Annotated in this window: 10 protein-coding genes; all 10 read right to left on the bottom strand. The window is 38.6% G+C overall.

Features of this window, described 5'->3' with window-relative positions; all coding sequences use genetic code 11:
- Nucleotides 1-28 precede the first annotated feature (28 nt).
- Nucleotides 29-1,366, bottom strand: a complete 1,338-nt coding sequence (locus LDB17_RS13565) for an SLC45 family MFS transporter (protein ID WP_393925081.1) — start codon at nt 1,364-1,366, stop codon at nt 29-31.
- Nucleotides 1,367-1,400: 34 nt separating this feature from the next.
- Entirely contained in the window at nt 1,401-2,426 is a 1,026-nt protein-coding gene (locus LDB17_RS13560) for a LacI family DNA-binding transcriptional regulator (protein WP_252637721.1), read from the bottom strand.
- A gap of 36 nt (nt 2,427-2,462) precedes the next feature.
- Nucleotides 2,463-4,307 (bottom strand): glycoside hydrolase family 13 protein, encoded by a 1,845-nt coding sequence (locus tag LDB17_RS13555; RefSeq protein WP_252637722.1) that lies wholly within the window; start codon nt 4,305-4,307, stop codon nt 2,463-2,465.
- A 22-nt stretch (nt 4,308-4,329) separates the two neighbouring features.
- Nucleotides 4,330-6,996 carry a 4-alpha-glucanotransferase gene (locus tag LDB17_RS13550; protein WP_252637723.1) on the bottom strand — a complete coding sequence of 889 codons (2,667 nt, stop codon included), beginning with the start codon at nt 6,994-6,996 and terminating at the stop codon, nt 4,330-4,332.
- 235 nt (nt 6,997-7,231) lie between these two features.
- Nucleotides 7,232-8,776: a 4Fe-4S binding protein gene (locus LDB17_RS13545; protein WP_252637724.1), complete on the bottom strand. Its 1,545-nt coding sequence runs from the start codon at nt 8,774-8,776 to the stop codon at nt 7,232-7,234.
- Nucleotides 8,777-8,797: 21 nt separating this feature from the next.
- A complete protein-coding gene (locus LDB17_RS13540) occupies nt 8,798-9,736 on the bottom strand; it encodes a DUF362 domain-containing protein (protein WP_393925080.1) in 939 nt (312 codons plus the stop codon).
- A gap of 29 nt (nt 9,737-9,765) precedes the next feature.
- Entirely contained in the window at nt 9,766-11,667 is a 1,902-nt protein-coding gene (locus LDB17_RS13535; RefSeq protein WP_252637726.1) for a TonB-dependent receptor, read from the bottom strand.
- 6 nt (nt 11,668-11,673) lie between these two features.
- The gene (locus LDB17_RS13530; protein ID WP_252637727.1) at nt 11,674-12,075 is read right to left on the bottom strand and encodes a phosphoribosyltransferase; all 402 of its coding nucleotides are present in this window, start codon (nt 12,073-12,075) and stop codon (nt 11,674-11,676) included.
- Between the two features lie 8 nt (nt 12,076-12,083).
- Entirely contained in the window at nt 12,084-12,593 is a 510-nt protein-coding gene (locus tag LDB17_RS13525; protein WP_252637728.1) for an ECF transporter S component, read from the bottom strand.
- 329 nt (nt 12,594-12,922) lie between these two features.
- Nucleotides 12,923-13,561 (bottom strand): pyridoxamine 5'-phosphate oxidase, encoded by a 639-nt coding sequence (gene pdxH, locus LDB17_RS13520; protein WP_252637729.1) that lies wholly within the window; start codon nt 13,559-13,561, stop codon nt 12,923-12,925.
- Nucleotides 13,562-13,742: the final 181 nt, after the last annotated feature.

Below are 13,742 nucleotides of genomic sequence, written 5' to 3'. Positions count from 1 at the left end.
TATTCTTTCAGATAATTATATTTTCTAATTATTTAGCAGATTCAAGTTTAAGTTCTTTATGTGAGTCTTCGACAAAAGATACCGATATAGCAGCCAAAAGCATGGCTATCCCTGCAACCACCAACATCATTATAGAGCTGCCACCAACTACATGCTTTAATATAAGCCCGCCTGTCAGCCCCGCTACGATCTGAGGTATGGTAATCGTTGCATTAAAGATTCCCATGTATAGCCCCATTTTGCTAGCCGGTAACACGGCTGATAGTATAGCGTAAGGCATAGCCAGTATACTTGCCCAAGCAATACCGACACCTACCATAGAAACAAGTAATAGGTATTTGTCTTCAAACACATACATAGACATCAGCCCTAAAGCACCAAGCAGTAATGAAAAGGAATATACTTTTTTGCGACCGAGCTTATCAGCGATTTTAGCCATGAAAATAGCAAAGATAGCTGCAAAGATACCATATACACCACTCAATACTCCGTTCCAGTTTCCGGCTTCGTTATATGCCGCAGAGAGAGGGTCTGTTGTATGCCACACATTCTCTGCAATTCCGCCGATTGCATACACCCACATAATGAAGAGTGCAAACCATGAGAAAAACTGTACTATAGCCAGTTGTAACATTGTTTTTGGTGTGGCTTTGAGTACATCTATAAAAGATTTCTTTTGTTTTTCTTCTTCTGTTATATTATTATATTCTTCATACTCTTTCGGGGCATATTCTTTGACACGAATACTTGTCCATAACACTGTCAGTAAAAGTGCTGAACCTCCTATATAAAAAGACCAGATAACAGATGGTGCAACCTTTTCCCCCACACCGGGAATATTCTGAATACCTATCCAAGTAAGTATAAATGGTAGGAATGATCCAACTACAGCTCCAATGTTTGTAAGGAAGCTTTGAGTTGAATATCCTAGATTTCGTTGTTTGTCATTCACCATATCGCCAACCAAAGAGCGGAATGGCTGCATAGAAACATTAAAGGCACAATCCATAAATAACAGCATGAATGCTCCAAAAAATACAGGAGGCATAATAGCTGCTACAAACTCGGAATTTGGCATAAAGAACATGGCAACGGCCGAAACTATAGCTCCTCCCAAAATAAATGGAATACGACGTCCTAGACGTGTCCATGTACGGTCACTCGACATCCCGATGATTGGTTGTACAATGAGCCCGGCAATAGGGGCAGCCAGCCAGAATAATGGAAGATGATGAGGGTCAGCACCTAAAGCTGATAAGATACGACTTGTTTGAGAACTTTGTAAAGAATATCCGATTTGTATTCCTAAGAATCCGAAACTGAGGTTCCAGATTTGCCAAAATGTTAGACTTGGTTTTTGTTTCATGGTTTGTCCGATTATCTAAATAAACCTATTGTTATTAGCCATCAGACAAGTTACGTGTTGTCTGCCTGACAATTAATGAAGTTTTTATTATTTTGTTTTTCCTTGAGGTATTCTCAGGGTTTTCTATTTTCTCTAAAATTAGTTTCATCGCTTCCATCCCGACCTCTATAGGATGCTGATCCATAGTTGTTAACATTGGGTCGGTATCTTGAGATATATTAGAATTCGAAAATCCACAGATAGAGATTTCTTCAGGAACCTTGAATCCTAACTTTTTACAAGCAAGTAATATTCCTGAAGCCGTATAATCATTCATTGCCATAAAAGCATCAGGATGATTGGGTTCTTGCAAAATCTCCATTGCTCTTTCATACCCGAGCTGTTTTGTGTCTGCGGTACGTATCAGTTGTTCATCAACAGGTATCTGATGTTTTCTCAGAGCGTCTAAATAGCCATTTTTCCTGTTTTTTGAAATCTCAAGATGTGAAGGTGCTGAAAAGAAGGCTATACGCTTACAGCCTGTTTTTATCATATAATCTACAGCAGTAAGTGTTCCATTATAATCGTCCACTACTACTTTATCTGAATCGATTCCGGTACATATCCTATCGAAGAAGATGACGGGAATATCATTGTCTATGAGTTCCTGAAAATGATCGTATTTTGTTGTTGTCTTCGACTGAGAGATTAAAATCCCACATACTCGTGCCTTTATTAGTGTTTGCACATTCCTGGCTTCTTTTTTATAGTCTTCAAGCGATTGGCAAACAATTACATGGTAATCTTTTTCTTCAGCAACTGTTTCCATTCCCGAAAGGACTCCCGAAAAAAAGTGATTAGCAAGTTCAGGTACAATAACTCCAATAATATTGTTGTGTTGAGTTCTGAGACTTAAAGCCAACGCATTTGGCTTATACTTATGTTTTTTTGCATAATCCTGTACTATTCTCCGTGTTTCAGGGCTAATGTCCGGATTATCTTTCAACGCCCTCGATACTGTCGAGGGCGATATATTGAGATCCTTTGCAATATCTTTAATAGTAAGAGGCCCTTTTTTCATGCACTAGAATTTTGATGATACTTTCTATAAAAGTAATCAAAATTCTAATATAAAAACACTTCTTGGTCTAATTGTTAACGTCTCACCATCCAAGTTTATAATATTTTCAGTGATAATATCTTTAGCCTGACTTTTAGGTAGTATTTCTTTGTAAGTAGCCAAATTAATTGTCTTTTCACTATCCGAGCCACTTAATATAACAACTACCGATTTTCCATTATACTTACGCTCATAAACGTAAACGCCATTGGTTGGTGCAAAATGCTTTAGAGTCCCTTTTGCTATTGTTTCATTCCCCTTGCGCCAGTTTAATATCTTCTTCATGTAATCGAAGGCCTCGTTTTGTTGAGCCGTTCTTTCATTCGCCTTAAACATATTCACCGCATCACCTTGCCATCCACCGGGGAAGTCGCGACGAAGATATCCATCACCTTCACTTTTGTCTGCCGCCATTAATATTTCTGTACCGTAATATATTTCAGGTATGCCACGAGTCGTTAGCAGAAAAGCAATAGCTTGTTTATATCTGTTTAGATTTGATGTTTGTTTTTCATTCTTGAAAAAGCGTGATGTATCATGATTGTCAAGGAATATTAATAGGTCTCGGGTGTTTTCGTAAACGATATCCTGCCCTAAATATTCGTATATGCGAGATAGCCCCAAATCCCATGTTGTTTCTTCGTCAAAGGCTTTTTCCATCACAGACAATAGAGGAAAGTCCATTACACTGCGAAGGTTAGAGTTTCTTGGTGCAGCCAGTTTGCTGTCTTTTTGCCAGAAAGCAATAGCTACGTTGTTGTTTAACCAAGTTTCGCCTACAATATTGAAATCAGGATATTCTTCAGTAACTTCTTTACACCAGCGAGACATCATATCGTAGTCGGCATAAGGGTGGGTATCCTGACGAATGCCATCGATACCACTATATTCTATCCACCAAATACTGTTTTGAATTAGATACTTTGCTACATGTTCGTTACGTTGATTGAAGTCCGGCATAGATTCAACAAACCATCCGTCAATTGCCAGTTTTTTATCTGCCGCTGAAGCATAAGGGTCATGTTGCGTTGTAGTCTTATAAGATGTTTGAACGTATTTGTTTGGATAATTAAACCAGTCTCTGGACGGCTTATCAGTGAATAGGTAATGTTCACTTCCACAGTGGTTGAATATCATATCCATAACTACTTTCATTCCCTTCGCATGAGTCTTGTCTACAAGATCAACAAATTCTTGGTTCGAACCAAAACGACGGTCTACTTTGTAGTAGTCGGTAGAGGCATATCCATGATAAGAACCTTCGGGCATATCGTTTTCCAGTACCGGATTGAACCAGATAGCTGTCACGCCTAAATCATGTATATAATCCAAATTATCAGCTACCCCTTTGAAGTCTCCTCCATGGCGGGCATATTGTTGATTTCTATCTACTTTGGTTTCACGCATCCCCGGAATCACATCATTTGTAGGGTCTCCGTTCGCAAATCGATCCGGCATAATGAGATATAAAACATCACAGGAGTTAAATCCAACTCTTTCGGAAGAGCCTGCTTTACGTTGTTTAATCTCATAAGGAATAACTTTTTTTTCTTTACCTTGCTGTAAGATAATATCAAATTTCTCAGGTTGGGCATTCGAAAGATCTAAATATAAAATAAGATAGTTAGGATTTTCAAGCTTTACAGTTTCTTTTATTCTGGCCGTTTTGGAAGTAATACTTACATCACATTTAGATATATTATTTCCGTGAATCAGCACTTGCAGTTCGGGGTTTTTCATTCCCGCCCACCAGAAAGCCGGATCTACAGTCTTTATATCAATTGCTAGAATTGATTGACTTACAAAAACAAGAAGTAATAAAATTAAACAGTTTCTTTTCATCGGTATATTTATATATATAGGTTTATTCTCTTCCGGATGATTTTACCATCTCTTTTACATGTGCATTATATTCTTCGGCATCTAATAATTCCTCCAGACTGAGGTGCATGCGATATCTCCAATAATGTTGTGCTATCGCCGGAATATTTATACGTTCTTCTTCCGGGTTCTCTCTTTTCAGCTTATCATCTATAGAGAGCCAGTCTTGAAGTGGGAGTATAGCGAGCATTGAAGGAGAGTTTAAGTGATTGGTTACAATCTGCGAGCATAGCTCAGAATTACAGTCTTGCGGAGCTGCTCCGTTTTTCCATAATATTTGATTGTAATACTTCTGTGTTGTTTCTCTGTTTTCGTTCCACCATGCTCTTATCGGAGCCATGTCATGAGTAGATGTAGTACAAACACTCATATATGGCAAGTTGCCCAGATAGTTGAAAGCCATGTCTTTTACTTTAGGCATACGCTCTATCTCCAGACTGAGTATTTGCAATTCGTTCATTACAGACGGAACAGACTCTGGAACCATCCCAAGGTCTTCTCCACATACAAGCATGCGTGTAGAAGCTATAAGGCTAGGCAATTTGCTCATGGCTTGCTCTCTCCAGAATTGAGAGTGGCGGCGATAGAAGAATTCGTCATAAAGCCTGTTGAACGCGAGTTTGGCATTGTTGTCCAGATCGGCATACGAATGGGTGTACTGTGCAGTAATACGAGGATGATATTTACAAGGTTCACGTTTATCTTTAATAAACAAAACTTCGTTGCATAAACTGTACAGTCCGTTTCGTATAACATTGCTTTTATTATCAGTTTTATTCTCAAATAAAGCTTTAATCTTCACTTGTGTATTGCAAGAGTCTTTCAATTTGAAAGTTTGCCAAGCAATTGGAGTTAGATATCTATCAATAACGTCTTGAGTATATTCTCCAAATACATCATTCAGAAAATGTTCGTGAATATAAGGACTGGTCATTCTATACTCATCAAACCACATACCCCACGACTGTATTTCTTCCACAGTCATCGGTATCGCAGGGCTAAAATACCCTAAGAGACCTTGTACCGATGATAGAGGTATCTCCCAGATGCGGAAAAAACCTAATATATGGTCAATCCGATATGCGTCGAAATAATCGGCCATTTTGCGGAAGCGCTTTACCCACCATTGGTAGCCGTCTTTCGCCATTTCATCCCAATTGTATGTAGGGAATCCCCAGTTTTGACCGAAAAACGAGAAATCATCAGGTGGCGCACCCGTTTGTACGTCCAGATTGAAAAGGTGAGGTTCTACCCATGCTTCAACACTGTTGCGGCTTATACCGATAGGTATATCTCCTTTTAATACAACTTCATGTTGATGAGCATACTCTTTTACTTCCTTCAATTGTATATGTAGCAGATATTGAGTAAAGCAAAGCATCTCTACGCTTTCTTTTGCTTCTTTATTTGATTTTATAAATGCAGTTAATTTCTTTTTATCAAAAGAGTTTTGGGTTTTCCATAAAGAGAAATTTGCCGTTTTGTACACGTCACGGAAGTATGAAAAACAAGCATAAGGGAACAGCCATTCTTCATTTTGCTTATAGAAAGTGAGATAGTCTTTACTTTTGAGGGTTGATGTTCCGATCTCTTTAAATAAATCTTTTATATATGACGACTTAAGGGCTAGAACCTTATCATAGTCTATTTCTTTTAATGCATTTAGCTCTTTAGCTTCACTTTCGTATTTCTTATATAATTTCTCATCCTTAAGAGGATAGCTCTTTAAGCCTAAATAGATAGGGTGGAGGGCATAAATTGATATCGCATTATATGGGTACGAATCGATCCACGTGTGCGTGATTGTAGTATCGTTGATCGGTAATATTTGTATGATTTTCTGCCCTGTAAGGGTAGACCAATCAATCATTTTTTTGAGATCGGAAAATTCACCTATCCCAAAGCTATCGTTTGACCGTAGCGAGAATACAGGGATAGATACTCCGGCAGCTTTCCAACTCATCCATTCGTGACGATAGTCAAGTGCCTCTACTCTTACTGTATCTTCCTTTTCGGTGATGGGAGAGAGCACTCTGTTTGAGCCCTTTTCCCAATGAATTATCTTTTTCTCTGAATTATCGTATATAGCTAATTTATACTCCTGGGGAGTTTTTATTGAAGATGCATTGATTGCTACTTGCCATTCTCCAAAATTAGCAGGAGTAAGGTATATGGCCTTTTCAATATTCCATTCGCCTAAAGCTTTTGACGAACCCGAAAGAATCATTGTTTGATTTTTCTTTATATACGGGCAATTTACCTTCAGTAGAATAGTTTTTTTGTAATACTTCAATTTTAAAGCATTATCATGATGGAAAAAGCTTTCCGAAAAACCTGAAGTATAAAGATATCTCTGAGATGGAACTCCACGCCATGAATCCAATACATCGAAAGTCTTGCTTGCCTCCAACAATAACGTATGAGGATCTCCCCACTCTTGTGCGGTAACTATTTCATTTTCTTTTACAGTATAGCGATATTCTATAGATGTATCATTTGTTTCGAAGTCAACAATCCATTCACTTGAAGAGATACATGTCATTTTCAGAGCCTTCTTCTCGTCCCAGTTGCCTAACTCGGGGCAAGATCCGCAGACATAGATATTTTGTCCCCAGACAGTATGATAGTCGATATGTAACTTTATTTTCATGTTGCAGTTTTTATGGTTATAGATTAATGGTCTTTTTATGCAAAAGAGTATATCTGCTAAACAAAACTACATATTAAAGTATGATACTATGGCTTTAGAGGATTGTTTTTTTATGAAAATGATTTGCAAACGATTGCATTAGAACATAAAAAGCACAGAATCAGTTCTGTGCTTTCAATGCTTTTGTTGATTATTATTGAGGTTGAAAATGTTTTCCAATCTTTTCGAATTGGAATCAGAAACCAAAGCCATCAATGACAACATCTTCTTTCTTTTCTTCTTTGAAAGCTTTACGCTGTTTGTGCTCCTTGTTTCCTTCCACGTATATTGCTCTGTATGGGCGAACAGGACAAATATATTCGCAGCCGCCACAACCAACACAGATGTCAGGGGTGATGAATGGGATGGTCAAACCTTCGTGACCTTCGTATGGGATCATCGTTACGGCTTGAGTAGGGCAGTGTTCTGCACAGGCTCCGCAATTTGTCCCTTCGGTATGGACTATACATATATCTTCGTGAAAAGTAACACGACCAATTTGAGTCATGTGTTTTTCTTCCATCGTAAGTGATTTTAGAGCTTGACTTGGACAAACATCAGAGCAAACAGTACAATTGTAGTTGCAAAAACCTTTGTCGTAGTTCATCATAGGTTGCATCATACCTCCTAATCCATATTCCATAAAGGCAGGCTTGATAACCTTTGACGGGCATCGGCTGATGCAAAGATGACATGCCGTACAGTGCTCTAGTAAATGTTCTGCACTTACCGCACCCGGAGGACAAATCGCATTCTTACGGATGTACTTATCATTACCGATCAACTCGGCAGCTTTGTTTTGGGCATACGCAGCAGGAACTGCTATCGCTGTGGTGAGTCCGGCAAAAAGGAATTGTCTTTTATTTTTATCTGTTTTACTATTTGCTTCCTCTGTTGTCCCACGTTTTTTCTTGAAGGATGGAGAGAACGCAAGTGCATTCTTTGAGCAACTGCTTAAACAATTGAAACAATCTACACAACGAGTATAGTCTACAGTGTGATTTTTGCTGTCGATACACGAAGCCTTACATTTCGTAGCACATGAACCACAGCTATTGCACAAGCTCTCGTCTATCCTGATTTTAAATAAGGAAAACTTGCTTAAGAAACCCAATACTGTGCCTACAGGACAGATGGTGTTACAATATGTTCTTCCATATCTCCAAGCAAAAAAGCCGATAGTAAAGAATGTAATCAACGCCACAACAAAAGAAAATAGGCTAAGCATGACTATTTCCACTTTGTAGAAAGTATAATTACCAAAGCTTGTAAAAATAGATTCTAAAACATTGTTGCCACCCATATAAACCAGGCGGAATGCATTCGAGATAATTCTTCCCCATGCACTGTAAGGATCGATTAATCCAAGTAGGATAGGGAATCCGGCGAAGAAGGTAATAATTGTCGCAGCGAGAACACTCCAGCGAAGAATGTTTTTTGCTTTACTGTAATTGTAGCGTTTCTTTTTCTTTGAGAATAAGCGTCGTTTAGAAAACCAGCTTACGATGTCCTGATAAATTCCCATTGGGCATATAGACGAGCAGTAGATGCGCCCGAAAAGTAAGGTTAGGATAGCTAAAAAAAGAAGAATAAGCAAACTACCTCCCAGTATTGCGGGAACTAGTTGTATCTGGGCTAACCCGTGAAAACTTTCAGGTAGTAAGGCTGCAAAGTCCAGAAAATAGAATGTTATGAGAGTGAATATCACAATAGATATCCCTACTCGCAAGTACTTAAGCATTTGATGATAGTTATAGTTTAATTATATTTTTATTCTCTTGATGTTCAGTTTTTCAATATCCATTGTTCCCAGTTTTAGCTTTTGTCCGTTAGCCAAGTGACCTACATGGTCGAGTGGCATCTCTCGTACCTGACCAAAGAATTTAGTAGTGGCAGTATCTACTGCAACAATATCTTGTGATACGAACAATCCCTTTGTCGTTACCACATCGGATGCCGATCTTCCCTGAGGCCCGTTGGTTTTCACGATACGGTATGCATCCACTACATTCAATACCGGTTTTTTAGAATATGTACACACGTCAGCAATGCATTGTTGCAGTCCGCTTGCATGAAATATTCTTCTATCCCATACAATGCCCATATAGTTTTTCATCGAGATAGTGAGATTCGCTCCACCATGATGTTTGAGTACAGGCGTGTTGATCCATGCATCACAGTCCAGAATGGCTTGATGTATCTTTGTGCTTTTCAGGGTAACACCGTTAGGCAACGACACACTTTTGTAGTATGACTCCTCATGAGCAGGTACAACCTTTGCGCCGGCGGCCTTTGCAGCAGCTTCTATACCGCTATTCTTGTAGCATTTGAGCCAGTCGTCACAGGTGTGATCAAATACCGTAACTTCCTTAGCTCCGGCAGCAAAGCACTGTTTAACAATCTCGCTGACCAGCTTAGGGTTTGTATTTCCGGCAAGCTCGGGAGCTTTGTCCCATCCAATGTTAGGTTTAACTACAACTTTATATCCTTTCTTTATAAATTTACCCATACCTCCCAGTTCTGAGATGGCACGTTTAAACATAGCGTCAGGCTCTCCGCCCATTACGGCTACCATATCCACCGGCTTACCTGTCTGAGTGTTTTCAAGCGTTTGGGCCAGTACGTCCATACCTGCGCTTGTCTTTATTGTTGCTGCAGCACCGGTGATGGCTATTGCTCTTAGAAAATTTCGTCTGTCCATAGTTAATCTTTATTTAATAAAACCTTATTTTAAAATCTTAAATTGACACCACCAAACACTGTTGCTCTAGGCATGGGGTATCCTGCATTTATTTCATATTTCTGAGCCAGAAGGTTTTCTCCTCTTGCAAATATTTCCAGCATACTTATAGGCTTGTAAGCTGCTCTGATATTCCATAGAGTAAATGTTTCTTTCTTTGCTTCTGTATTTGTCTTTTTGTTCTCAAGCACGGTATATAGCCCATCTATAAACTGAATACCTGTAGATAACATCCATTTGTTATACGAATAGTTTACCCCTGCATATAACTTGTGTTCGGGAGATGCCAGAACTTTATATTTCATATGCAAGAAGCTGTAGTTTGCAGACAGATTTACATGTGGGGCTATTCTATATTGGGTTGCAAATTCCAGCCCATAATTTTTTATCTTTCCTGTATTTACATTCAATGGCTTGTTGTTTACCATCACAGTCTGTATGCTATTACTCCCATCTATATTATACAAGCTCAGATCAAAATTTAATGCTCTGTTAAGTAACTTTTGAGATGCTGATATTTCGTAATTCATCAATCGCTCGGCTTTTAAGTCGGGATTCTGAGGAGGGAACATGTACATTTCGCGTATAGTAGGATTGCGGAAACCCTTGCTTACGATTCCTTTTATTATGGTATTCTCTGTAGCTATGTAACTCACTCCGGCTTGTGGAATATATTCTGTCCCGGTTATAGCATGATGATCTACTCTTATCCCGGCATTCAGTACTACTTTAGAAGCCAGTGTTTGCTGGAAGTTTATATATCCTGCAACCTCATTTATGCTTTTCTTGGCTATGTCTGCATCTTCTCTGTTATCCAGAAATCTGTTCCATGCATGCCCTCCGAAATGCTGAAAATCGAACCCTGCGGTTGTTTGGTTTCCTTTAAAGAAGCTGTAGTTTTGGTAGAGGGTAATACCTACCATCTTATCGTTCGACCTGAATCTATAATCTTTGGCTTCTTCTGTAGGCGGATACCCGTCATTGATCTTGTGCGAGCCGAAGTTGTAATAGAGTTTAAGAGCTCCTGATGTTCTCTCGTAGTTGTTTTCAAGAGAGAATGATGTTACTCCACGGGTAATATCGGCATCATTATCGATGACAGGACTATTCACTGCTCCGGGGTTTGATGCTTTGAAATTAGTCAAATCAAGATCTATAAATGTTTTCCAGTTAGTAGTGAAATCATAACCGACTTTTGCATATCCGCTATATTGCTCAAAATCCATGTTTTCTCGCTGTCCGTCCGAACGGTTGTAGCTTAAAGATACGTAGCTGCTGAACTTACCCGAACGGATAGCATTGTTCGCCTCTGTACTGAGTGTGTTGTATGAGCCATACATGGCTCTAACCTTTGTCTTCACCCCATCTTGCAGTTGCTTCTTAGTTATAATGTTGATGACACCACCCATTGCATTCGATCCGTACAAAACGGAGGCTGGTCCACGCACAACTTCTACTCGTTCTGCCATTAATGACTGATACGAATCGGCTAGAGGATGTCCCATCAATCCCATATATTGTGGGTGTCCGTCTATTAACATCAGCATTTGTGTGGTAGGGCTTCCGCCTATACCACGTATTGTCATACCTCCGGCAGATCCTGCTGCAACACCGTAGCCCATAATGCTTCGTGAAGTAACGAACAAGCCCGGTACTTCCTCTGTAATAATAGGCAGTAATGATTGTTCAAACCGACTCTCGATTTGTTTACTTCCCACTATGCTTACACTCATCGGGAGATTATTGATATTTACAGCCGGACGTGTCCCGGTGACGATAACATCTCCTAATTGGATAGAATCTTTAGGGATTGAAATCGGATTGTTGTCTATGGCATAAGTAAGCTGGGCAAATAATAAAACAGAAGCAATGGCACTAATTGTTTTCTTCATTCATTTTTATAATAGCCACGGAAACTTGAAGCAATCTTCATCATATAGGGCATAATCAGCTTTTCCGTTTACCGCGAATGTTTTAACTAGTCTGGCACCTTCGAGCAACTTACATGCCAACGCTAGAGATGCGCCCGTCTTCACTCTATCTTCTACCAGCAATATAGATTTGCCTTTGAAGTCGAAGCCGATGGGAGCCATCAATTGCGGACTTTCATATTTGGGCTTTTGGTAAGCGTCGCGTAGGTTTATTTTTAACAGATGGATATCGATATTTAGTCTTTGATTGAGAATAGCAGCAGGTATTATGCCTCCATTAGCGATAGCGACAATCATATCGAAGCTTTCATGAAAAGCAATGTCGCGGAAGCGTTCTAATACTTCCGAAAAAGACTTGTTATCAGACATTTTGTATCTTATATTTTAGCGATAGCTTTCAATAAAGCGTACCCCCCGAATATTTGTATTATCATTCCCGGAATACCAATACGGAAATCTTGTACTGCTGTAAAGAAATCTTTTACGATAGCCCATTCTATCAATGTACCTGCTATCTGATATGTCAAAACAGCGGCAATTATTCCTAATAGAGAAATTTTTTCGAGTCGATGTGCTGCATAAGCCGCAGCTCCTGCTAATAAGGTAGACTTGATTAGTATGGCAGGGAGTAAAGCCACCGGAGGCATTCCAAATAAAACACTATTGATAAGCGGAGATAATATTGCAGTTAACAAACCAACCCGTAGGCCGTATTTGTACGCTGCTATCAGCGTGAAAAAGTAGATAGGAAGCCAGGTTAAGCCTCCACCAGGTATCAAATGGCATATCTGAGGAAGTGCAATGTTTCCGACAACGAATAACAATGCAAACAAATATGTTTTAATCTCTTTGTAAGTTAAGGAATAAAGTTTTACTGTTGTTTCCATAATTATAGTAAATTAAAGTATATGTAATTATTTATTTTATTCGTTGTCCTTTTCCGGATACCTGAGCCGGAATAAATATAAGTTTATGTAAAATAATGAGGAGTGTTATTTTATCTTACTGGCATTCTCTATATTGGTGTTAACGAATACAATACTAAAAATAATTATTGAAACGAACAAATATTATAATATCTTTTCACTTTTAGGCATAATGATTATAGTATCAGCGTAAAAATAGAAATTAATAATCAAACCTTCTATAATATCTGATAAAATATTTTTTCTTCTCGGAGCTTAATGCATAGATATTGTAGTATATCTATTTTAACTTATGGCGCGAGACGCTCAACTTCCCAAACTCCATCTTCAAGCACATATTGTATTCTGTCGTGCAGTCTGTTGCTACGTCCTTGCCAGAATTCGATAAGATAAGGTTTAACAATATATCCTCCCCAGTTTTGAGGACGGACTATATTTTTGTCTTTAAACTTAGATTCATATTCATTTATAAGTCCTTCCAAGTATTTTCTGTCGGGTATTGCACGGCTTTGGGGTGATGCCCAAGCTCCCAACTTGCTCTTTGCCGGACGGACTTCGAAGTAAGAGTCTGATTCTGCATCTGAGGTTTTTTCAACAATACCTTCTATTCTTACTTGTCTTTCCAATTCATTCCAAACAAAAGTTAAGGCACAGTACTTGTTTAGTGTAATTTGATAAGCTTTCTTGCTATCATAATTAGTAAAAAAAACGAATCCTTGTGGTTTAATCTGCTTGAGTAGTATCATACGCGAAGATGGTTTCCCATCGGGAGTTGCTGTTGCCAGATTCATCGCATTTGGTTCAAGTGCTTTCGCTATAATAGCTTCGTTAAGCCATTGTTCGAACATATCCATTGGGTCGGATAGGACATCGCTCTCGTCTAGTGTTTTTAAAGTAAAATCTCTTCGTATATTAAATAAATCTGTCATAAATTATGGTTAAAATAGTAGTGAGTTTATTATTGTATATATAAGATAACAAAAAAGCAGTCTTTTTGTTGTTTTTTTATTTCTTTTTGGTTGTTAATGTTATGATATATAATTTATTATATTTTTATTTTGCTCTTTGTTTATCATCTTTTTTTTTGTTAAAAGGTGACAAAAGTGACAC

This window comes from Dysgonomonas sp. Shenzhen-Wh21 (assembly GCF_043392705.1).
Lineage (GTDB): Bacteria > Bacteroidota > Bacteroidia > Bacteroidales > Dysgonomonadaceae > Dysgonomonas.
Note: the sequence above shows the minus strand (reverse complement) of the source record. Positions and strands in the feature narration are given on the sequence as shown.